Source organism: Deinococcus radiophilus (assembly GCF_020889625.1).
Lineage (GTDB): Bacteria > Deinococcota > Deinococci > Deinococcales > Deinococcaceae > Deinococcus > Deinococcus radiophilus.
On the sequence record NZ_CP086380.1, the window covers coordinates 593,894 to 614,049 of the forward strand.

Sequence of the window (20,156 nt, forward strand, 5' to 3'; positions counted from 1 at the left end):
TGCGGCTGCTGGCCCAATGTTCTACCGAGGACTGGGCCATGTCCTAACCGGAGCAGTCCTCCCCACTCACCCGGAGGTGAGCTATGTCCAAAATTCGTATTTACACTATTGCCAAAGAGCTTGGCATTGAGAATGCCGAAATGCTGAGCATTCTTGATGACCTGGGGATCGAGTACAAGAGCGTGAGCAGTACCATTGAAGAAGACACCGTAGAGTTGATCAAGGGTATTGTGGCAGAGGGCCGGGGTAGCGCCCCAGCAGTTGCGCAGACCGACCAGCCCCAGCCAGAAAAGCAGGAGGAGGTGAACACCGATACCGTGCAGAACGACCAAGCCAAGACTGAGAAGTCACGGGTTGATCAAACCCCAGCTCAGGCAGACAGTGGACTGAGCGCCGAGGAGCTGGCTGAACTGGCCGAGCTGGAAGCCGAGGAAGCTGCCGAGCAGGCTGCTGCCGCTGCCCGTGCAGAGTTACCTCACCGCGCTCCGGTCGTCACCATCATGGGCCACGTGGACCACGGCAAAACCTCGCTGCTGGACTATATCCGCAGCAGCAAGGTGGCCGCCAAAGAAGCTGGGGGCATCACCCAGCACGTCGGGGCTTTCGAGGCCAAGACCAGTAAGGGCCGGGTCGTCTTTATCGATACGCCTGGTCACGAAGCGTTTACCAGCATCCGCGCCCGTGGGGCCAATGTGGCCGATATTGCCGTCATCGTGATTGCAGCAGACGACTCACTGATGCCGCAGACCCGTGAAGCCATTGCCCACGCTCAGGCGGCCAAAGTGCCGATGCTGGTGGCGATCAACAAAGTGGATCTGGCACAGGCCGATCCTGAGCGGGTCAAGGCCGATCTGACCACCATCAACCTGGTGCCGGAAGACTACGGCGGTGACGTGATTACTGTGCCTGTGAGTGCCCGCACCGGTGAAGGGGTCGAGGACCTGCTGGAATACATCTCGCTGACGGCCGAGCTGGAAGACCTGCGTGCCGATCCCAAAGGTGAATTCGGCGGCGTGATTATCGAAAGCCGGGTGGACAAGCAAGCGGGGGTACTGGCCACCGTGATGGTTCAAGAAGGCACGCTGAAAGTAGGCGACTTCTTGGTGGTGGGCGAAAACTACGGCAAGGTGAAAGCCATGACTGACTCGGCCGGTGGCCGTATCAAGGAAGCGGGTCCCAGCACTCCGGTGCAGATCCTGGGATTTAGCGAAAGTCCCAGCTCCGGTGAACTGGTCAGCCGCACCGAGAATGAGCACGCCGCCCGTGAGCTGATTGCTGGCCGCGAGGAGAAACGCCGCGAGGAGGAGGAAGCTCGCAAAAAGCCCAAGCTGAGCCTGGACGATATTCTCGGCCCGCTGAGCGAGGTACAGACCGTCAACCTGATTCTGCGTGCCGACACTCAGGGCAGCCTGGAAGCGATTCAGGGCATCTTGGCCAAGAAGGAAACTGACGACGTCAAGCTGAACGTGCTGCTGGCCGGTATCGGCGCGCCCACCGAGGGGGACGTGCTGCTGGCCTCTACCGCGGACGCCACCATTTTGTGCTTCAGCGTGGTGCCCAGCGGGGCCGTGAAGAAAGCTGCTGAGAACAAGGAAATTGACCTCAAGAGCTACCGGATCATCTACGAGATGATCGACGAGGTAGACCGCCTGATCAAGGGTAACCTGGAGCCGGTGTACGAGGAGCAGTACCTGGGCCGCGCCGAGGTGCGTATGGTCATCCGTCACCCCAAGACTGGCAATATTGCCGGATCGTACATCACCGACGGCATGTTCAAACGCGGCGCCAAGGCCATGGTGACCCGTGGCAAGGAAGTCGTGTACGAGGGCAATGTGGTGGGCCTGAAGCGCTTTAAGGACGATGTCCGTGAAGTGCGTCAGGGCCTGGAGTGTGGAATCAACCTGGACTGGGACGAGGTTCAGGAAGGCGACATCATCGAAGCCAGCGAGATGGTCGAAGTCGAGCAGTAAAACTATCTGCTGCAATATTGAGGAGCGGTTCCCGGTCAGGGGCCGCTCCCTTTTTCGTCTGGCGGGGGTTATCTCTCCAGGCAGCCGCCCGCCACCAGCCGGGTGTTCAGCTCCACAATGCCACCGTTGAAGGCTGCAGGCCAGCCCAGCAGTGGGTGGCGCTGGCGCGTCGTGTTGGGGCCGACGTAGGTTCTGAGGGCATCGTCTCGCAGCGGAAACCCGGCGGCCATCTTGCGGTAGATGCGCGTGATTTCCGGCGTCCCCAGCAGTCCCCACCAGCCCAGATACGGCGTGCCCGACAGCTCGTAGGGGCGGTAGCCGTTGCCCTGTCCGGCGGTGGCGTAGTTCCAGCGGTAGACCGTATTGCTGCCGTCCATGTAGTTGTGAAAGCGGACAAAGGATGTGCTGGCGGGTGGGCTGTAGATGCGCCGGGTAAACGTCCGCGCCAGCCCTGAGCGCAGGGTGGCCAGGCGGCTCCTTTCCTGCGGGAACACTTCGGTCAGGGCCGCCCACGATCCCGCCCAGGCCCCGAAGCGCGATGCATGGCTGCTGTCCAGCGTCACATTGGGGTTGGGCTTGGGCGGGTCGCCGGGCGCCGGAGCTTGAGCGTAGCCGGCATACGCAAAGTCGGGATAGTCGGACCAGACGCCGGGCCGGTACAGGACCGTTCCATCTGGCTGCACCGGCAGATAGCGCGTCAGGACATCCCGCAGCGTCGGCGCGATGCTCATGCGGTACAACTCACCGAAACTGTTATCCCGGTGCAGCGCATATAGGTCCGAGCTGGCGGCCATCACGTACCATTCTAGGTCCCAGACGATGCCGTGATACCGCTTGTCCAGCCGCTCTGCTGGGGTTTCCAGCTTCCAGCGCAGCAAGTCACGCATGTTGCCGAAGGTCTGGCCGTTGTACCACTTGACCGGCCTTTCTTCCCACAGCTCCTGGGCTTCGGTGGCGATCAGGTCGGCCCAGCGCTGGTCGGTCTCAGTCCACTGCCCGCTGGCGTCCCTAAGGCTGAGGTACTGCGTCACCAGATACAAAAACTGCCAGCGGTTCAGACTGCCTGGCGTGGCGAGCTGGTCACTGTGGGCCAGCGCCCGCGCCATGAACGCCTCGAAGGGCTGCTCGTCGCCCGGCGGGGTGCGGTAGGCTGCGTGCAGCGGGACCAGCAGGGCGTGCGCGGCGTCGTAGGCATCGTTTACCCAGAGATCATCCGCCAACAACTCTTGTAGCGGTCCACGCCACAGCTGCTGGGTGAGGGTGTCCAGGCGGCACTCGGCGGCTGTGGCCACACCTGCGCCGCTGCTGAGGCCCAGGCAGATCAGGAAGAGGGAAAGTCGGCGCATGTCCTGAGTGTAGCGGGGAAAGGGCGGAGACCCCTATCCCCCTGATACACTGGGCAGCCGTGAAGACTGTCAAGAACGCACTGGGGGCCAACCATGAGTAACTTAGCCATCGACATCGTCAGGCGTTAGCCTCTAACGAAACAGCTCCGACCTGCGCCGCAACGGCCTGCCAGCGGGGATCAGGGCCACCGGCAAAAAGATGAACCGCCCGCCTTCTGGAACGCAGACCTGGGATGTCGGTGAGCGTATGGGAGCGGCTCTGCGCCAGGCCAGGGGGGCAGCAGGGGAGAGCGGCAGTGGGGGCGCGGAAGCGGTTGCATTTGCCAACGTTCCCAAAGCCACGGTGTACCGGGCCATGCGGGAAGGGCAGCTGAGCAGTTGGCGTAGTACACGCTGCAGGGGCACCCGTGTACAGAACAATTTAGATGTCTCCCGATTCCTTATTAGCCAAAATCTCCCTCACCAAAGCATCTAACTCAGAACTTGCACCTGAATAGGCGGACAAAAAGCGCTCCCAGAGCTGAACATCTGGAAGTGTGTACAAACAGGTTTCAGGGGAGCGCACCCATATTCTCTCACAGCGGATTCTGGACATTCCAGAGACGCTGTACCAACGGCGAAGCCTGGAGGCTTCGCCGCACCTTTTCCACAGTCCAGGCCAGAAGATCAAATTCAGCCAAGCTGAAGGAGCCAGCCCCAGTGCACTGAGTCGCTTTTTCGACGTCTATGACTGGGATTCAGACCGTTGCTGGGACGAAATGCAGGCCATCCAGTGGCGCATTTTGTTGGACGTAGCTGGTAGTGGTACGCGAAATCCTTCCACATCAGCCCCACTTTTTAGGAGGGTGGGGCACACTGGAGGGAAGATATGGGAAAACAGCGCAAAACTTGGTCACCTGAACTCAAGGAACAGATTGTTCTGGCTGTCCTGAGCGGGGAACACACCATCGCAGAAGCCGCTCGTGAGTACGAGGTCAGCGAGAGTTTGATTCATACCTGGCGGGCCCAGTTTCTAGAGGCGGGCCGTGCCCGCCTCCAGGGAGCCAGGCCGGATGCGGCTCAAAAGAAGCTGAAGAAGGAAGTCCAGCAGCTTAAAGCCATCATTGCCGACAAAGAATTGTCGCTCTATATCGCAAAAAAAATCCGGGGTCTCTGAGCATAGATGGGCTCTTGGCGTGTTACCAGGAGCTGCTCAGAGACCACCCGAAGCTCAGCCTCAGTCAATTTGCGGCTGAGGTTGAGCGTCCATATCATGTCCTGCGTGATACCCGGCAGAACGCAAAGCGTTCTGCACAGCGGACGGAGCGACGTCAGCACGTCCTGGAAGAGGTACGGCTGAAAGCCCTGGAAGAGCCACTCAGCGGCTACCGTCTGATTTATCAGGCCCCTACAACAAGATGTTCTGCGGCCTGCTCCGGGCCTCCATACTGTTCGTCGCTGCATGGTGGAGTTGAAGGTGCAGCGCCCAGTTCCCAGAAAGAAGCGCCGTCTGCCGGTGTCCCCTACGCCTATCGTTCTCTGGCCAGCGGGCCGCCGAATTCAGATGGATGCCACACGGCTCAGCCTACCGGACGGGATCTGCTGGGCTTACCTCGTTCTGGACGTGGAAAGTCGCGCACTGCTGCACATTGAAGTGGTCCGGAATCTCTCTGCCAGCAGCGCGGTGGCCGCGCTGCAACAAGGAATCCGTGGGCTCCATAATCTCGGCATAGACGAGCGGTAGTGCTCCAGAAAATCCTTCAAGCGGCTTTAAGAGACTCGGCCACTTCCAGCAGTTTAGCCCAGGGATAGCCATACCCCAAGGCTGAATGAGGCCGAACGATGTTGTACCAGGTGCGGAATTCAGCGCATAACGCGCTGAGTTCCGCTTTCGTCTGCGGTTCCTCCCTGAAAATGAACTCGTACTTCAAAGTGCGGTTGACCCGCTCCAGGATGCACATTCCACCCAGCTGCGATACCTTCGCCCTGACCCAGGTACCTACCTCCTCACAGGCCGCTTTGAACTCGTGGGACGTGAAGTCCGAGCCACCATCCGACATCACGACCAGCGATTCCTCGATTCCCAGTTTCTTCAGTTTCTCAACTCCTCCTCGCAGCGCGGTGACCGCGCTGCTGGCCGATAACGAGCGCACCACGTAGACATTCAGCACAGCTCGAGTTTCCACGTCCAGAACGATATATGCCCAGGAAATCCCATCTCGTAAAGCAAAGCGAGTGGCATCGATTTGAACCCGTCTACTCATAACTTGCACCTTGCATAGCTGAGCGAATAGCCGTGCTGGTGCAGGAATTCTTGCTCTTTTTGAAGTTGGTTCAGCAGGTGGTTGAGCCTGACTTCGGGGAACAAGGTGTAGAGAGCCAAGCGTGCAGCTTCCTTCAAGGTCATGTCCTCTGAGCGGTGCAGTGTGGTCAGGGTGAACGCCAGGAAGACCATCAGAATCCAGCGGTCCAGGCCCTGGCAGTTCGCAACGCGAACTGCGCCAACCCAAACTGATGCTTCCCCTCCTTAAAAAGGATTCCAGCGCCCAGCGCCGCCTACCTTCGGCCAGGATGTCATCCCCCTCCAGCAGCTCGGACGACACCGCGAAGAATTCGCGGTCCCCACGGTCGATCCTCCCCAGAGACAGCGTTTCCAGTGGCCAATTGGCGAGGTTGACATACCCTCCGTGCGGACAATCCGCCACCGTCACCCGCCCAGGATGATCCGTGCGTCGGTTGCTCCGCACACCCACCACAAACTCGAAACCTAGACGCTGCACACCGTCCAGAAAGACAGCGGATTCGAATCCGCTGTCCGCCAGTACGCAGACCTGAAAGCGTTTCCCCACGAATTCTGGCACCTCTTCCAGCAAGTCGAGGGCCAGCGTGACCGGGGTGCTGGTGTGCTTGCCCTGGTAAACCCGGTAAGAAATGGGGAATTTCAGTTCCCCATATTCGGCGAACAAGACCACCAGATGGATGCCGTGCCTGCCGTTGTAGACGCTGACATAGGGCAGCTGAGTTCCCACCTTTTCCACCGTGGTCAAGTCCACGCTGAGACGCAGACGAGGTCTGCGTTTGTGGCGGGCTGCATCCAGCAGGATGCGCCACTGGAAATCCTGCATCTCTTCCCAGCAACGGTCTGAATCCCAGTCATAGATGTTGAAGAAACGGCTCAGTGCGCTGGGACTGACTCCCTCAGCCTGGCTGAACTTGGTCTTCTGGCCTGGACTGTGGAAGAGGTGCAGCGAAGCTTGCAAGCTTCGCTGCTGGTACAGCGTCTCTGGAATCCCCAGAACCTGCTGTGCGAGAATACGGGCGCGCTCCCCTGAAACCTGTTTGTTCACACTTCCAGAATTTCAGCTCTGGGAGCGCTTTCTGTCTACCTATACAGGTGCAAGTTATGAGGTCTACCCATAGGCCACAAAGTGGCCGGCACGACACCAGGCACCCGTCGTCTTGCCTTCTTAGCTGCAGGAGGGCTAAGTTGAAGTTCAACCAACGTCAGACGTACTTCATGTCGTCCTGGACAGGTTTGTCCTGTCTTTTTAGCTTCCTGTCGAAGAAGATGGTGGATGCGCCTGTAACCACAGGTCGGGTAATGCAAAGCCATCTCCCGAATACGTTCCTGCCTTGCACATCTCCGTTTCTCACGTTCGACACGGTGCTTTTCCTGCTGACGGGCATCACGAAGCCGCCAGACAGGGATATCAGCTTCGCGGGCGAAGCTGGATAGGCTGAGATGGGGATGGTCTTTACGCACTTGCTCGTACAAGCTGAGAAGCTCTTCCAGGCTTAAAGACCCCTGGCTTTTTTTGCGATATAGAGGGCTAATTCCTTTTCACCGAGCAAGCTCTTCAGACGCTCGTTTTCTTTCTCCAGCACCTTGAAGCCGTCATCCTGCTTGTTGCCAGCGAGGCGGGCACGGCCCGCCTCCAGGAACTGAGCACGCCAGTTGTGAATCAAGCTTTCAGCCACGCCATGCTGACGGGCCAGTTCTGCGATGGACTGCTCATCACTGAGCACGGCCAGGACGATTTCTTCCTTGACCTCAGGCGACCAGGTTTTGCGTTGCTTTCCCATAATATTCCTCCAGTTTGCCTGACCCTCCTGAGGAACAGGCTGAATTTGGAAGGAATTCCTGGAGCATTACCGCCTGATCCAGATTCTGAAACCAGTGGAGGTTCAGGCATTCATCCCGAACACGTCCATTGAAACTTTCGATATAGGCGTTTTCGACGGGTTTTCCCGGTCGAATGAAGTGGTGCATGATGTCGCACTTATGGGTCCAGAGTTCCAGGGCTCTCCCTGTAAATTCTGGGCCATTGTCGGTCGTAATAGCCTGTGGTGCACCACGGAACCGCACCACAGCTTCCAGAGCAGTCACGACATCGTGCCCTGTGATGGACGTTCCAGCCTGCATCACCAGGCACTCCCTGGTAAAGTCATCCACCACGTTCAGCACACGAAATCGCTGACCAGATGCGAGCTGGTCTGTCATGAAATCCAGGCTCCAACGCTGATTAGGAGCAGAAACCTGAGGTTTCTGCTGACGCTCCCCAACATTGAGCTTCCTGCGCTCCTTCTTCCGAACGGCTAGCCCTTCGGCACGATAGATGCGGTACACACGCTTATGGTTCACGTTCAAACCTTCTCGGCCCAGCATCAGGTGAAGTCTTCGGTATCCAAAGCGTGGCCGTTCCCGTGCCAGTGCACGTAAACGTTCGACCAGAACCAGATCTTTTACTCTCTCTGGGCTTTTTCTTCTATAGGTCGTGCGCGAGAAGCCCAGGGCCCGACAGACTCGACGTTCACTCACGGCGAAGGTGTCCTTCAGGAAGATCGCTATCTGTTTTTTGAGAGGTGTCCTCGCCTGGGACGTGGTCCCAGGCCCTACCACGTTCGTCCAACCACCTCTTTCAGCATGGCGTTGTCCAGCGAAAGGTCAGCAACCAGCTTTTTGAGACGCTGGTTTTCCGCCTCCAGCTGACGAAATTGACGGGCTTCGTCTTTGGTCATGCCACCGTACTTGGCTTTCCAGCGATAAATCGTCCCTGGCGCGACTCCATGAAGTCGCGCCAAATCGCTTATAGGCGTGCCCGCCTCAAGCTGTCCAAGGATGTCCAGAATATGTGCTTCGGTATACCGTTTGCCGTTCATATGCCTCCCAGTCTGCTCCTGAATTCGCAATCAGACTGGCACCGAAAACAGGGGCAAGGTCAACCTGCCCGTCCAGCATTCTCGCAAAGGCCCGCTGCATTGCCACTCGCCGAGGATTTTTCTCGAAGTCCTTGGTGACTTCAAGAATCAATTCCCTAGCTTCCCCTAGCGCGGCCACGCTGCCATACAGCATGCTGTACAGCTCATCGTCCAGCTTGCGCAAATGCTTCCTGCCTGCTTCCGTATCTGGCTTCAGGGGCTTGAGAGTGTCCAGGCGTTTCTCAAACTGCTGGACAGCCAAATTGTTAGAGAGGTCGAGGGTGTCAGTCACTGGTCTGCGCTCAGTATCGGGCATAGCGGCCTGCACTTTGCCCAGCCGCAAGTACTCCAGCGCGTGTCCGCACCAGGCCTTCTCCGACCAGGGCAACTCTGCCGCCCCAGGCCCGTGAACTGGGATGCCACCGATGATGAACGGCTCGTCTATCCGCTTGACTACCCCTTCCAGCACCGAGTGGCTGCGCGGTTCTTTCACCGGGCGGATCCGGACAAACTTTTTATGGGTTGCTCCGCCCAGCGTGGCTCCACCCTGAAGACCTGTGCGCAGCGCGTCTGTTACCAGCACGCTCGCCGCCAGCCGGGCATAGGGGCTGACCTGAGCCAGTGTGGCCCGGCCCAGCACATCCAGCGCCCGCTCACGCGCCAGGGCACCTTGTCGCAGTGCCAGAGCCTCAGCCGCTTCGGTCAGCAAGTCACCGTCCTTTAGTCCCCCGGCCAGCTCGCGCAGCTGCGCCCGCCCGGCCAGGTCGAAGGTGTAGAACACGCCCAGGCGCGCCCGGCACTCGGAACGTACTTAGAAACGAGCGCTATATGGGCCGAGCTGTGTTCCAGGGCATCGAGCTGACCTATGAGCCGATCATCAGTGCAGAGCAGTTTGAGCGGGTTCAGGAGCGGATGCAGCGCCGCCGGGTGACGCGTCCCAGCCGGAGCGGTAGCCCGCGTCTGTGGTCGGGCCACTTGCGCTGCGCCGAGTGTGGAAGTGCGATAGGAGCCTCTCATGCCAAAAATAACGAGGGGAGAACCTACACCTATTACACCTGCTGGCGGGCCAAGCGCAGCCCTCGCCAGTTGGGCAGTGCTCCAGGGTGCACCCATACCACGGCCTACAGAGCTGACCGCATGGAAAAAGAATGGTGGCAGCAGATGACTGCGCAGCTGAGTGACCCGGTCATGTTGCCCACGCTGTTGCCGCCTGCAGTGTCGGCCACTGCTGGGCCACCCCTTGCCAGGGTGCAAGAATTGGAAACGGCCATTGCGCGGGCGTGGGAGCCCTTCGCCGCGGACAAGATCTTAGAGCAAATTGCTGAGCGACTGGCGGCGCCTTACCAGCAGCAGTTGGCCGAGTTACGTGCCGAGTATGCTCCCCAGCCCACTGTTACACCAGACTATGTGGAGCTGGCTGGAGAGTTTGCCCAAGCGCTGGACAAAGCTATCCAGGATGAGGACCGGCGCATGTTGCTCAGCCTCTTGGACATGCAGCTTTATGTCCATCCAGATGGCTCGGTGCGGGTGCAGGTGTCGCCACCCTGATACACTGGCGGGCGTGAATAACGCTGTTTACATCGCTATGGAGTACCGTTATGGCTAACGGACTGAGTATTGGCATCGTGGGTTTGCCGAACGTCGGTAAATCGACCCTCTTTAACGCCATCACCCGCGCCACGGCGCTGGCGGCCAACTATCCTTTCGCCACCATCGAACCCAATGTGGGCCGCGTGACGGTCCCCGACGAGCGTCTCAGCGCCCTGAGCGGCGTCTTTACCAAAGGGGAACGTGTACCGCCGATCATCCCCACCTATGTAGAGTTTGTGGATATCGCAGGTCTGGTTAAAGGGGCCAGCAAAGGCGAAGGCCTGGGTAACCAGTTCCTGGCCAACATCCGCGAGGTGGACGCCATTGCCCATGTGGTGCGCTGCTTTGAGGACGGCAACGTCATTCATGTGGCGGGCAAGGTGGATCCCCTTGACGACATCGAAACCATCAATACCGAGCTGATTCTGGCCGACCTGGCCGGGCTGGAAAAGCGGCTGACCAACTTGCAGAAAAAGGCCAAGGGCAACGATAAGGAAGCTGCCGCCCTGGCGAGTCTGGCCGAGCAGATTATTGCGGTGCTGGGTGAAGGGAAACCGGCCCGCGCTGGGGCGTATGACCAGCCGGTCCCCAAAGACTTCGGGCTGATCACCACCAAGCCTGTCATCTATGTGGCAAATGTAGGCGAGGACGAGCTGAACGAGGATAATGCCTACGTGCAGGCGGTACGTGACCATGCTGCGGGCGAAGGCGCACAGGTGGTCAAGATCAGCGCCCAGATCGAGGGCGAACTGGCCGAGATGCCCGAAGATGAGGCCCGCGAGTTCCTGGCGGACCTGGGTGTGGAAGAATCCGGCTTGGACAAGCTGGTCAAGGTCGGTTATGACACCCTGGGCCTGATCACCTTTATTACGTCGGGTGAAAAAGAGGTGCGTGCCTGGACCATCCGCAACGGCGAAAAAGCCCCAGAAGCCGCTGGCGAGATTCACACCGACTTGGAAAAGGGCTTTATCCGCGCCGAAGTGATTGAGTGGGACAAGATGGTCGAGGCAGGTGGCTGGGCCGCGGCCAAAGCTAAAGGCTGGGTCCGTACTGAGGGCAAAGAGTACGTGATGAAAGACGGCGATATCATGAACGTGCTGCACAGCAGTTAGTCGCTGCTGGCGGAGCCACCCGAGCAGGGCGTATAGCGAAAGAGCGTGACGGGCGGCCCCGCCGCGCAAAGTAGCAGGAAGAAGGGCTGTCTTGGATAGCTTTCTTCCTGCTGCTTTTAACCCGCTGTCACCCCCGCTACACTGCCCCATGACCTTACAGAGCATTTCGGATCAGGTATGGCTGCTGCCGGGCGCAGTCGCTAGTGTGGTGATTGAGGATGGAGTGGGCGGGGCAGTGTTGGTGGACACCGGGCTGGATGATGCCCAGGCCCGCAAGCTGCTGCGTGGTCTGGAGGCCAAGGGACTCAGACCTAGTGCGGTCCTAAACACCCATTCGCACGCCGATCATCACGGCGGCAATGCATTTATCCTGGCGAAGTTTCCGGAGCTGCCGGTCTTTGCGCCGCCGCTGGAAGCCGCTGTCATCAATCATCCTGTGCTGGAGCCGCTCGCGCTGTATGGGGCCATGCCACCTGCCGAACTCCAGAACAAGTTCTTGCTGGCTCCGGCCTCGCCCGCGCAGCCGTTGGCGGCGGGACAGCAAACAGTGGGCGGGGTAGAACTGGAATTGCTGAATGTCCCCGGCCATGCGGCGCAGATGTATGCCGTCAGGGTAGGGGAGGTGCTTTACGCTGCCGATGCCCTGTTCGGTGCGGAGGCGCTGGCCAAGCACCCACTGACTTTTTGCGCGGATTCGGCGGCGCAAAAAGCGTCGGCAGAGCTGCTCGGAGCATTAAGCGGGATCCGCAGGGTCTTAGTGGGTCATGGCGTACCGACTGAGGATCTGGTGGCGTTGGTGACAACCAACCTCAACGCCTACCAGCAGACCAGTGAGCGGGTGCATGCTGCGCTGGCGCAGGGCGCCGCAGGAGTGGATACAGTGTTGGCGCGTGTCGCTGGGGGCCTGAGTCTACAGATGGCCGCCATGGGGCCGCTGCTGCTCAACCGGGCCGTGGTGGCGGCCCATCTGGCCGAATGGCTGCATAAAGGAGCTGTCAAGGCGGAAATTCATGAGAACGAACTGGTGTTCAGCCTATGCTGATTCCATGACCAAAGCCAAAAAGCCCGTAAAAGCATCGACCAAAGGCCAGACCAGGACGGACGCTGCACATATGGAGATCAAGCACAATGAGCTGGTGGACCATAACTACCTGAGCGAAGAGCAGTTCAATGCGGTGGCCGAGACGCTACAGCGTAACTTGGCCACCACCATCAGCCTGTACCTCAAGTTCAAGAAGTATCACTGGGATATCCGGGGCCGTTTCTTCCGTGATCTGCACCTGGCCTACGATGAATTCATTGACGAGTTTTTTGACTCCATTGACGAGCAGGCCGAGCGGCTGGTGGCCCTGGGTGGCAGCCCCATTGCTGCGCCCAGCGACATAGAGCGCTACTCGGTGGTGAAGGTGCCGACTGAGACGGTGCGCGATGCCTATACCCAGGTGGAGGATCTGGTCAGTGACCTGACCCGCGTGAGCAAGGGCTTCCGCGACGACAGCCTGACCGCTGACGAGAACGATGATCCTGCCACCGCTGATATGTACAACGGCTACGCCGCCACCATGGACAAGATCCGCTGGATGCTGCAGGCCATGATGGACGATGACCGTATGCAGCGCTGAGCGTCGGCGACGAATTTCAAAGGCCTGCCTGTTTTGGGTGGGCTTTTTTGGTCGTTCCGGCATAGAAAAGGAGTCCAATGCAGCCCATTTCGCTTGATCATGTCGTCATTCATGTGACCGACTGGGAGAGGTCCAACCAGTTTTACGCTGAAGTCCTTGGCGCAGGCGTCATTCCGAGTGGGGCCGGCTACGTTTACCGCATCGGAGCGCAGCAGTTAAATGTGCCTGGGCCGGGCTTGACGGTGCAGGAGGTGGCCCGCCTCCCGGTCCAGCCGGGTAACGCGGATCTTTGCTTCGAATGGTGTGGGCCGCTGGCCCAGGCTCAGGCGTATCTGGCGGCCTGCGGCGTAGAGGTGATTTCAGGTCCCGTCACTCGGCCTGGAGCCAGAGGAGAGGGCACCAGTCTGTATTTCCGTGACCCGGACGGCGCTTTGCTGGAGTTCATCAGCTATGCGGCGGCGGAGGGACAGGATGACTGAGAAGAAACGCATCTCCAAAGGCCCCAAGAAAAAGTCTGACCGCGACTTTGACTACAACCTACACTATGCCGAGCTGAATCTGCGTGATCAGCCAGAGTTGTACCGGGTGGGGAGGGGCGAGCAGGGCGTGCTACTGGTGCAGCCGTACAAGGACGAGATTCTGCCGCACTGGCGCTTCGCCACGCCCGATAAAGCCCGCGAGAGCAGTGAAGCCATCTACGCGATGTTCCTGGACTATCTGGCCGCAGACGACTTCGTGGGGGCCGACATGGCCCGCAAGTTCCTGCAAATGGGTTTTACCCGTTCGCGCCGCTACGCCAACCACAGAGGCGGCAAAAAGTATGACGGTCCTGTGCCGGACGACAAGAAAGGTCAGAGCGGAGCACATGGCCGCGCTGAATTGCCGCGTCAACCCGAAGACCCGGTCAAGGCGGAATCGGCCCGCATCTTCAAGGCCAAATGGGATGAAGCTGAGGCGAACGAGGGGTATGCGGCCATGAAAAAGGCGTGGAAAGAGCGTCTGGGCTAAGAGGTGATGGTTCCGCCGCTGGCGCGGCTGATGGTTGTTAGGTGATGGAGGAAGGCGGGCCACAAGCTCGCCTTCCTCCATCACCTAACAACCATTAACTTTTACAGCAGTCCGCTCCGGCGCAGCAGTGCCGTGGGATCGGGATCACGGCCCATGAAGTTGCGGTACAGCTCGGCGGGGTCGGCGCTGCCGCCCTGGCCCATCAGGGTGTCCACGAAGGAGCGTCCCGTCTCGCGGTTGAAGATACCTTCCTTCTCGAAGCGCGAGAAGGCGTCGGCGTCCAGCACTTCGGCCCACTTGTAGGAGTAGTACCCGGCCCCGTAGCCCACCGGCGACGAGAACAGGTGGTTGAAGGACGCGATCATCGCGTAATTGTCTGGCAGTGGCGCGGCCATGAAGCGGCCCATGATGTCGCGGGCGTACGCGACCGGGTCGGCGTCACTGGTGGGGTCAAACTCCACATGCAGGCTCAGGTCGGTCAGGCCGAAGGAATACTGCCGCATGGCGAAGGCTGCGGCGCGGTAGTTGCGGGCTGCCAGCATCTTCTGGAACAGGTCTTCGGGAATGCGCTCGCCGGTCTGATAGTGCCGTGCGAACAGGTCCAGGGCTTCACGCTGCCAGACCCAGTTTTCCATGATCTGGCTGGGGAGTTCTACAAAGTCCCAGGCCACATTGGTCCCACTCAGGCTGCGGACCTCCACGCGGCTCAGGGCGTGGTGTAGCAGGTGCCCGAACTCGTGAAAGACGGTTTCCACTTCGCTCAGCGACAGCAGCGCGGGGGTGTCCTTGCCGGGAGGGGTCATGTTGCCGCACATCAGGCCCAGGTGGGGGCTGAAGACCTGCCCGCCCGCCGTATCCACCTCGGGGCCGCCAGTTACGAAGGCGTTCATCCAGGCGCCGCCGCGCTTGGTATCGCGCGGGAACCAGTCGGTGTAGAAGCTGGCGATGTGCTCGCCGCTTTCGGCGAAGATGTCGTAGTACTTCACGTCGGGGTGCCAGCCGGGCGCTTGGGCTTCCTTGACGGTGATGCCGAATACACGCTTCACGATCTCGAACAGTCCAGACAGCACATGATTCAGCTCGAAGTAGGGACGCAGTTCTTCCTCGCTGAAATCATATTTGGCCTGCCGCTGTTTCTCGGCCCAGTACGGGGTGTCCCAGTGGTCCAGCGCGGGCGCGTTCTGGCCCATCTCGGCGCGGTAAAAGGCTTCCAGTTCGGCATTTTCACGCTCGAAGGCGGGACGGGTCTTGGTTTCCAGGTCGCGCTCAAAGGCCAAAGCAGCGTCACCGGACCCAGCCATGCGGTCCTCAAGGACCAGATCGGCAAAGTTGCGGTAGCCCAGCAACTCGGCCTTTTCGCGGCGCAGTTCCAGGATGCGGCGGACCAGGGGCCGGTTGTCGCGCTCCGGTTGCTGGCCGACCAGGGCGTTGGCCTGCCACAGTTCGCGGCGCAGCTCGCGGTCGTCGGCGTAGATCAGGATGGGTTGCAGTACCGGGGCGTGCAGGGTCAGGCGGTGGCCCTCTTTGCCGCGCTCCTCAGCGTCCACGCGGGTGGCGTCCTGCACGCGCTGCGGTACGCCTGCCAGCCGCTCGGTAGGCACATACAGCTCGAAAGCGGCGATGGAATCCAGCACGTTCTTGCCGAAGTCGTTGGTCACTTTGGCCAGTTCGGCGTTGATTTCCTGCAAGCGGGCTTTCTTGTCCTCGGACAAGTCGGCGCCGCCCCGGCGGAACTCGTCCATGGTGAGTTTCAAGAAGCGGGCGCGGACCGGGTCAAGGGCCTGACCTTCAGCGGTTTCTGCGTAGGATTTCAGCGCCCGCCATAGCCCTGGATGCAGTCCCAGCGCCGTGTAGAACTCGGTTACGCCTGGCAGAATGGCTTCTTCGGCGGCGTGCCACTCGTCGGTGGCCACGACGCTGTCCATGTGCCCGACAATTGTGCGGGCGGTGTCCAGCTCGCGGGTAAGAAAGTCGAGGTCGTCCATGAAGCCCGCAAACTGCCGCTCCTCGGCTCCGGCTAGCGCTTCGACTTTGGCGCGGGACTGTTCCAGCAGGGAGTCCACGGCAGGCTTGGCGTGTTCTGGCTGCAGGCGGTCAAACGGAACTTGAAATTCGATGCCGAGCAGTGGATTTTCATTGTGGGTCATGGCCCTGAGTATAGAGGTGGGTGCTCAGACTTCCGGTAAGGCAAATGGCGTACTTTGCAGCGCTTGCGTGAGCTTGCGGCGGTGATCCTGCTGCCAGTCGGTCAGTGACTGGGCGGTTTCTCTGCGCTGCGCTGCCTCAGCCTGCTCCAGCTGAGCTGCCGCCTGATCGGCCCGCAGACACAGAATCCCTGCACTGTCGGCTACCATCAAGTCGCCGGGATGCACGGTGACGCCGCCGCACTGCACCGGCACCTGCCACTCGCCGCCGGGCACCTTGAGGCCGGGGATGGGGCTGGTCCCCAGCACGAAGACCGGAAACTGGGCCGCTTCAATCTCGGCGCGGCCCTCGGATCACGCCGTCGATGATCATCCCCGCGATACCATTTTGCTGCGCGGTCAGGCAGACATTGCCTCCTGCCACGGCGCTGCTGTGATCCGGTGACTGCACCACCAGTACCGAACCCGCTGGCGCCTGATAGATGGCGGCGTGCAGCAGTAGGTTACTCCCGGGGTCCAGCCGCACGGTAAAAGCAGGGCCACTCAATGTGGGCATTCCGTCGTACAGCGGGCGAATGCGGTAAGCCAGCACCTGGGTTGCGGGCAGAAATGAACCAAAGACAGTGGTGGGCGGCGTAGTCTCGGTGTGCATGCCCTATACTGTTGTACAGCCCTGTAAGCCGCTCCCATCCTGTGACTGTTCAGACTGGAGGCTGCCTCGGAAAATCGCGGAGGTGAGCGTACCTCCGCAGGAGGCAGGAGAGCGAGTAGACAGAGACTGGCTTGATCCTTACATCCATGTTCCGGATGACCTCTGCGGAGGTAGGCCATCTGGCGTATGACCTGTCAGGGTGTGCAGCTGTCAGACTGTCCCATGGACCCACTCACCCTGCATCCCATCCTGGCCCCCGAACTGGACGCCTGGGCCGAGGCACTGGCCCGGTGGAGGCCAGCGGCGGCCCGCAGCGTAGCGGCTCTGCGTGAGCGGGACGCGGGCCGCCACCCCGGTGAGATAGGCGAGCGGTTCTGGGCTCAGCTAGGACCGGAGCGGGTAGGGGCGCTGGAACTGGAAACCCCACTCACCGAGAATCAGCCGGGTTGGGTGCAGCTCCGCCTGGGAGCGCTGCCTGAACACAACTCAGCATTGGTCCGTCTGGGTGTGGCCTCAGGCTCAGGCATCAGGAGCCAGCACCGTCATGGCCCGCATAGGCGAGCAGGAGGCAGAACTGCACTCCTTTCTGGCTGCCGGATTCACCGAATACAACCGGATGTTCACCAGTCGCCTGGAACTGGAGACGCTGGACCTGAACCGCTTTGCGGCAAAAGAAGCGTCGGTGCGGGCGGCTGATTTGCAGGTTCTCTCAGTGGCAGGTGCGCTGGGGGAAGGTGGCTGGGACGAGGCCGCCCGGCGGCGCCTGTTCCGCCTGATCGTTTCACGCATCCAGGATGTGCCGGGAACGGTCCCTATCCAGCCCTGGACCTTTGAGGTGTGGCAAGAGCGGGTGGGGCACAAACTGGACCCTCGCGGCGTTTTTGTTGCCGTAAATCAGGAGGGTGATTGGGTGGGCCTGACCGAATTGTTCTTGGAGCTGGAACCAGGGGTGCTGCACACGGGCCTGACTGGTGTGGAGCCGGCCTGGCAGGGGCAAGGGGTGGCCTACGCTCTGAAGTTGGCGGCGCTACGGGCGGCACGGGAGCGCGGTTACACCCGGACGCTCACCAGTAATCACAGCCGCAATGCGTCGATGTTGGCCGTCAACCGGGCGCTGGGCTTTGTGCCGGACCCGGCGACGCTCATGCTGCGCCGAGACTTGCATCAACGTAGCTGACAGGCTGCACAGTCAAGGGGAACAGAAGGCAGTTCACGTCAGTTTGGCAAATGGCTCTAAGACCGGGAACTAGGGTGCTGCGGCCCGCTCCGCCTGTGCCTCCAGCCGTTCCAGATCATCCAGTGCCGCAAAGGCTTGGTGTAGCGCAGCGTTTAGATCTTCCGGGCCTTGGGCCCCTTGCAAGTCTTCTTGCGCCTGGGCCAGTTGTTCTCCGGCCTGGGCAGCCCGTGCCCGCAGTTCGGCAGCCCGACTCGCTTTCCGGGCCAGGGTCAGGGCGGTGACCACCCCCTCGGCGGTGCGTCCCACCTGCTGCTGGAGTTGTCCAGCTTGCTCATGCGCCAGCGTCAGGGCCAACCGCGCCTGAGCAGTGGTGGTCAGGGCTTCGGTCAGATCCTGGCGTCGGCTGCGAACAGCCAGGAGAGCCTCGTCACGCACCGCGGCGGCATGCAGCGGTTGTCGCCGTTCCAGCTCTGGCAAGCTCGCTTCCAGCAGGCGGTCCAGTTCGGCGGCCAGCTCAGCCGCCTGCTCCAGCTCAGTTGCCACGCCGTCCAGCACCTTCAGTTCGCTGCTCAGCGCTGCCTGCTGCCGGCGCAGCTCATCCTGGCTGCGGTAAAGCCCTTCCAGGGAGGGACGCACCTGGGCAGTCAGCTCGGCATACAGCTGTGGAGTCAGTTCTGGTGAGGCGGGCGGCTTCCAGAGTCGCTGCCACCAGTTGGGCGGCGTTGGTAGTAGGGGAGCCAGGATTTGGCGCAGGGCAGTCAGCTCCGCCGTCAGCGGCGGGGCAGGTCGGTCCAGCAGAGATCGGCCTACCTGCGTGGACCGCTGCTGAGCGTGACTTCCTAGTGCCTGCACTGCGGCGATGCTCTCCCTGAACTCTGGACTGTGGTGGGCACTGAGGGCCAGCCCGCGTACCCAGGCTTCAGCCCTGGCCTGCGCAGCCGGATCACGGCGCTCTGGGGCCTGTGGACGCCACTCGGGGAAGTCCGTCACTGTTCCAGCAAGCGCACAGCGCTTTCTTCGTGCATCATCCGGACGAAAACCTCGGTGTACTGCGGGTCAAAGTGGGTTCCGGCCTGCTGCTGAATTTCTTCCAGGGCACGCTGCGGACTCCAGGCCGCCTTATAGGGACGCTCGCTGGTCAGGGCGTCATAGACATCCACGATGCTGAATACCCGCGCCGTTTCGGGGATTTCCTGACCGCGTAGGCCTGCCGGGTAGCCCTGGCCGTTCCACTTCTCGTGGTGATAGCGCACCAGATCCAGCGTTTCGGTGGGCAGAAAGTGCAGATTTTGCAGCAGGTCATAGCCGATCTTGGGGTGAGATTCCATCACCCGCCGCTCCGAAGGCGTCAGGGCTCCTGGCTTGTGCAAGATGGCGTCTGGAATGGCGATTTTGCCCAGGTCATGCAGGTAGGCGCCCCAGCGTAGTGCGGTGATGCGTGACTCGCTGAACCCCAGTGCCCGGCCCAGACGTACGCTCAGGTCGACGACCCGGCCAGTGTGCCCGCCGGTTTCGTCGTCACGGTGTTCTAGGGTGCCGCCCAGCGCTTTCAGGCTGAGGTCCTGGGCCTCCTGCAACTCCTCAATCACCGCGAACTGGCCCAGCTGTGCGCCCATCAGCCGGGTCAGCGATTGCAGTACGCCTTCGTTGCCAGGCTGAAATCCGCTGCTGGAAGGGTGCGCCAGCACAATGGTTCCTAAGTGCTGGGTATCGCGGTTGTTGACTGGCACGGCCAGAAAGCTGGCCCGCTGCTCACGTGGCAGGCGCACCAGAGCTTCTTCGACCACCCAGTGATCGGCTTGGACCGAGCGACTGTCATTGTGGCTGGGAAAGATCGGCTGGCCCAGGAACGGTTCAAAGGCCCCACGGGCAGCCAGAATCTGTGGACTGCCGCCCCGGTAAGCCAAATAGGCCAGGTTGGGGGCCAAATGCAGGCTATGAATCATCTGGGTGCCTGCCTCAATGACCTGTTCAGCAGTCTTGGCGCGGGCCAAGCTCTGGCTGCCGCTGTGAAGAACCTGGACAGTGCGGCGCTGCCAGCGCAGATCATTGAGGGTGAGCTGCTCCCGGTAGATGATCAGGAAGAGGGCGGCGATCACCAGGGCTGCCGCGGCCAGGCCCTCCAGCGCCAGGCTCTCGGGGTGCAGCAGTAAAAAGGCCACAAAGGCCAGCGGATAGGCCAACAAGGCCAGCCAGCGAACCAGACCCCTGAGGGACGTGGTCAGGGCGGCCAGCAGCACAGCGGCAGCAGCCATAAGAGCCTGATTGCCTTCGACAGCAGCGTATCCCAACACACCGACGGCCAGCAAAGCAGTGAGGAGCGGCAGCATCTGGGCCCACACGCCGTAAGTGTAGCA

Annotated in this window: 23 protein-coding genes and 1 pseudogene; 12 read left to right on the forward strand and 12 right to left on the reverse strand. The window is 60.8% G+C overall.

The features are described from left to right. The first annotated feature begins 83 nt into the window (after window positions 1–83). The gene (infB, locus tag LMT64_RS03170; RefSeq protein ID WP_126353570.1) at window positions 84–1,970 is read left to right on the forward strand and encodes a translation initiation factor IF-2; all 1,887 of its coding nucleotides are present in this window, start codon (window positions 84–86) and stop codon (window positions 1,968–1,970) included. A gap of 68 nt (window positions 1,971–2,038) precedes the next feature. On the opposite strand, the gene LMT64_RS03175 is transcribed toward infB, so the two are convergent. Then, window positions 2,039–3,316, reverse strand: a complete 1,278-nt coding sequence (locus tag LMT64_RS03175; RefSeq protein ID WP_126353572.1) for a hypothetical protein — start codon at window positions 3,314–3,316, stop codon at window positions 2,039–2,041. Between the two features lie 868 nt (window positions 3,317–4,184). Here LMT64_RS03175 and LMT64_RS03180 point away from each other — a divergent pair. Beyond that, window positions 4,185–4,472: a transposase gene (locus LMT64_RS03180; protein ID WP_126352484.1), complete on the forward strand. Its 288-nt coding sequence runs from the start codon at window positions 4,185–4,187 to the stop codon at window positions 4,470–4,472. A 285-nt stretch (window positions 4,473–4,757) separates the two neighbouring features. Beyond that, complete coding sequence (locus LMT64_RS03185; RefSeq protein ID WP_229253347.1) at window positions 4,758–5,039, forward strand: transposase family protein; 282 nt, start codon at window positions 4,758–4,760, stop codon at window positions 5,037–5,039. A gap of 16 nt (window positions 5,040–5,055) precedes the next feature. On the opposite strand, the gene LMT64_RS03190 is transcribed toward LMT64_RS03185, so the two are convergent. Together LMT64_RS03190 and LMT64_RS03195 are read right to left on the reverse strand one after the other, a co-directional pair. Next, the gene (locus LMT64_RS03190) at window positions 5,056–5,559 is read right to left on the reverse strand and encodes an integrase core domain-containing protein (protein ID WP_229253348.1); all 504 of its coding nucleotides are present in this window, start codon (window positions 5,557–5,559) and stop codon (window positions 5,056–5,058) included. Then, a pseudogene (locus tag LMT64_RS03195) lies at window positions 5,556–6,642 on the reverse strand (transposase). The gene LMT64_RS03190 and the pseudogene LMT64_RS03195 overlap by 4 nt, the downstream one beginning before the upstream one ends. A 140-nt stretch (window positions 6,643–6,782) precedes the next feature. Here LMT64_RS03195 and LMT64_RS03200 point away from each other — a divergent pair. Next, window positions 6,783–7,031 carry a hypothetical protein gene (locus LMT64_RS03200; RefSeq protein WP_229253349.1) on the forward strand — a complete coding sequence of 83 codons (249 nt, stop codon included), beginning with the start codon at window positions 6,783–6,785 and terminating at the stop codon, window positions 7,029–7,031. 59 nt (window positions 7,032–7,090) lie between these two features. On the opposite strand, the gene LMT64_RS03205 is transcribed toward LMT64_RS03200, so the two are convergent. The 4 genes from LMT64_RS03205 to LMT64_RS03220 are packed head-to-tail and all read right to left on the reverse strand — an operon-like array spanning window position 7,091 to window position 9,275. After that, window positions 7,091–7,378 carry a transposase gene (locus LMT64_RS03205; RefSeq protein WP_126353725.1) on the reverse strand — a complete coding sequence of 96 codons (288 nt, stop codon included), beginning with the start codon at window positions 7,376–7,378 and terminating at the stop codon, window positions 7,091–7,093. Further along, entirely contained in the window at window positions 7,347–8,195 is an 849-nt protein-coding gene (locus tag LMT64_RS03210; RefSeq protein ID WP_267869772.1) for an IS3 family transposase, read from the reverse strand. The genes LMT64_RS03205 and LMT64_RS03210 overlap by 32 nt, the downstream gene beginning before the upstream one ends. Then, window positions 8,189–8,455, reverse strand: a complete 267-nt coding sequence (locus LMT64_RS03215; RefSeq protein WP_126353732.1) for a transposase — start codon at window positions 8,453–8,455, stop codon at window positions 8,189–8,191. The genes LMT64_RS03210 and LMT64_RS03215 overlap by 7 nt, the downstream gene beginning before the upstream one ends. Further along, window positions 8,400–9,275 (reverse strand): hypothetical protein, encoded by an 876-nt coding sequence (locus tag LMT64_RS03220; protein ID WP_126352793.1) that lies wholly within the window; start codon window positions 9,273–9,275, stop codon window positions 8,400–8,402. The genes LMT64_RS03215 and LMT64_RS03220 overlap by 56 nt, the downstream gene beginning before the upstream one ends. Here LMT64_RS03220 and LMT64_RS03225 point away from each other — a divergent pair. The 6 genes from LMT64_RS03225 to LMT64_RS03250 all read left to right on the forward strand — a co-directional run bounded on the left by LMT64_RS03225 (window position 9,173) and on the right by LMT64_RS03250 (window position 13,826). After that, window positions 9,173–10,042, forward strand: coding sequence for a recombinase zinc beta ribbon domain-containing protein (locus LMT64_RS03225; protein ID WP_324295867.1), 870 nt, complete (start codon window positions 9,173–9,175; stop codon window positions 10,040–10,042). The genes LMT64_RS03220 and LMT64_RS03225 overlap by 103 nt on opposite strands. 50 nt (window positions 10,043–10,092) lie before the next feature. After that, on the forward strand, window positions 10,093–11,196 hold the full coding sequence (gene ychF, locus LMT64_RS03230) for a redox-regulated ATPase YchF (RefSeq protein WP_126352791.1): 1,104 nt from the start codon (window positions 10,093–10,095) through the stop codon (window positions 11,194–11,196). A gap of 148 nt (window positions 11,197–11,344) precedes the next feature. Beyond that, window positions 11,345–12,238, forward strand: coding sequence for an MBL fold metallo-hydrolase (locus LMT64_RS03235; protein ID WP_126352790.1), 894 nt, complete (start codon window positions 11,345–11,347; stop codon window positions 12,236–12,238). A gap of 4 nt (window positions 12,239–12,242) precedes the next feature. Continuing rightward, entirely contained in the window at window positions 12,243–12,818 is a 576-nt protein-coding gene (locus LMT64_RS03240; RefSeq protein WP_126352789.1) for a Dps family protein, read from the forward strand. Between the two features lie 77 nt (window positions 12,819–12,895). Then, entirely contained in the window at window positions 12,896–13,297 is a 402-nt protein-coding gene (locus LMT64_RS03245; protein WP_126352788.1) for a VOC family protein, read from the forward strand. Then, entirely contained in the window at window positions 13,290–13,826 is a 537-nt protein-coding gene (locus LMT64_RS03250) for a DUF4385 domain-containing protein (protein WP_126352787.1), read from the forward strand. Before LMT64_RS03245 ends, LMT64_RS03250 begins: the two co-directional genes overlap by 8 nt. Window positions 13,827–13,927: 101 nt before the next feature. Here the strand turns inward: LMT64_RS03250 and LMT64_RS03255 are convergent, their stop codons facing one another. The 3 genes from LMT64_RS03255 to LMT64_RS14175 are packed head-to-tail and all read right to left on the reverse strand — an operon-like array spanning window position 13,928 to window position 16,622. Beyond that, a complete protein-coding gene (locus LMT64_RS03255; protein ID WP_126352786.1) occupies window positions 13,928–15,973 on the reverse strand; it encodes a M3 family metallopeptidase in 2,046 nt (681 codons plus the stop codon). Window positions 15,974–15,997: 24 nt separating this feature from the next. Further along, complete coding sequence (locus LMT64_RS14170) at window positions 15,998–16,279, reverse strand: RraA family protein (protein ID WP_170166037.1); 282 nt, start codon at window positions 16,277–16,279, stop codon at window positions 15,998–16,000. A gap of 22 nt (window positions 16,280–16,301) precedes the next feature. Then, entirely contained in the window at window positions 16,302–16,622 is a 321-nt protein-coding gene (locus LMT64_RS14175; protein WP_126352784.1) for an RraA family protein, read from the reverse strand. 222 nt (window positions 16,623–16,844) lie between these two features. Between LMT64_RS14175 and LMT64_RS03265 the strand changes: the two genes are divergently transcribed. Further along, window positions 16,845–17,318: a hypothetical protein gene (locus LMT64_RS03265; RefSeq protein ID WP_229253351.1), complete on the forward strand. Its 474-nt coding sequence runs from the start codon at window positions 16,845–16,847 to the stop codon at window positions 17,316–17,318. Beyond that, a complete protein-coding gene (locus LMT64_RS03270) occupies window positions 17,239–17,799 on the forward strand; it encodes a GNAT family N-acetyltransferase (RefSeq protein ID WP_229253352.1) in 561 nt (186 codons plus the stop codon). Before LMT64_RS03265 ends, LMT64_RS03270 begins: the two co-directional genes overlap by 80 nt. A 69-nt stretch (window positions 17,800–17,868) precedes the next feature. Here the strand turns inward: LMT64_RS03270 and LMT64_RS03275 are convergent, their stop codons facing one another. Together LMT64_RS03275 and LMT64_RS03280 are read right to left on the reverse strand one after the other, a co-directional pair. Then, window positions 17,869–18,789: a toxic anion resistance protein gene (locus LMT64_RS03275; RefSeq protein WP_126352782.1), complete on the reverse strand. Its 921-nt coding sequence runs from the start codon at window positions 18,787–18,789 to the stop codon at window positions 17,869–17,871. Beyond that, complete coding sequence (locus LMT64_RS03280; protein WP_229253353.1) at window positions 18,786–20,141, reverse strand: HD-GYP domain-containing protein; 1,356 nt, start codon at window positions 20,139–20,141, stop codon at window positions 18,786–18,788. Before LMT64_RS03280 ends, LMT64_RS03275 begins: the two co-directional genes overlap by 4 nt. Window positions 20,142–20,156: the final 15 nt, after the last annotated feature.

What these genes read in the sequence shown, in the direction of transcription:
- infB (WP_126353570.1), top strand. Translation starts at nt 84, where the DNA reads ATGTCCAAAATTCGTATTTACACTATTGCCAAAGAGCTTGGCATTGAG.
- LMT64_RS03215 (WP_126353732.1), bottom strand. Translation starts at nt 8,455, where the DNA reads ATGAACGGCAAACGGTATACCGAAGCACATATTCTGGACATCCTTGGA.
- LMT64_RS03185 (WP_229253347.1), top strand. Translation starts at nt 4,758, where the DNA reads ATGGTGGAGTTGAAGGTGCAGCGCCCAGTTCCCAGAAAGAAGCGCCGT.
- LMT64_RS03250 (WP_126352787.1), top strand. Translation starts at nt 13,290, where the DNA reads ATGACTGAGAAGAAACGCATCTCCAAAGGCCCCAAGAAAAAGTCTGAC.
- LMT64_RS03180 (WP_126352484.1), top strand. Translation starts at nt 4,185, where the DNA reads ATGGGAAAACAGCGCAAAACTTGGTCACCTGAACTCAAGGAACAGATT.
- ychF (WP_126352791.1), top strand. Translation starts at nt 10,093, where the DNA reads ATGGCTAACGGACTGAGTATTGGCATCGTGGGTTTGCCGAACGTCGGT.
- LMT64_RS03245 (WP_126352788.1), top strand. Translation starts at nt 12,896, where the DNA reads ATGCAGCCCATTTCGCTTGATCATGTCGTCATTCATGTGACCGACTGG.
- LMT64_RS03265 (WP_229253351.1), top strand. Translation starts at nt 16,845, where the DNA reads ATGGACCCACTCACCCTGCATCCCATCCTGGCCCCCGAACTGGACGCC.
- LMT64_RS03235 (WP_126352790.1), top strand. Translation starts at nt 11,345, where the DNA reads ATGACCTTACAGAGCATTTCGGATCAGGTATGGCTGCTGCCGGGCGCA.
- LMT64_RS14175 (WP_126352784.1), bottom strand. Translation starts at nt 16,622, where the DNA reads ATGCACACCGAGACTACGCCGCCCACCACTGTCTTTGGTTCATTTCTG.
- LMT64_RS03255 (WP_126352786.1), bottom strand. Translation starts at nt 15,973, where the DNA reads ATGACCCACAATGAAAATCCACTGCTCGGCATCGAATTTCAAGTTCCG.
- LMT64_RS03175 (WP_126353572.1), bottom strand. Translation starts at nt 3,316, where the DNA reads ATGCGCCGACTTTCCCTCTTCCTGATCTGCCTGGGCCTCAGCAGCGGC.
- LMT64_RS03270 (WP_229253352.1), top strand. Translation starts at nt 17,239, where the DNA reads ATGTTCACCAGTCGCCTGGAACTGGAGACGCTGGACCTGAACCGCTTT.
- LMT64_RS03205 (WP_126353725.1), bottom strand. Translation starts at nt 7,378, where the DNA reads ATGGGAAAGCAACGCAAAACCTGGTCGCCTGAGGTCAAGGAAGAAATC.
- LMT64_RS03240 (WP_126352789.1), top strand. Translation starts at nt 12,243, where the DNA reads ATGACCAAAGCCAAAAAGCCCGTAAAAGCATCGACCAAAGGCCAGACC.
- LMT64_RS03190 (WP_229253348.1), bottom strand. Translation starts at nt 5,559, where the DNA reads ATGAGTAGACGGGTTCAAATCGATGCCACTCGCTTTGCTTTACGAGAT.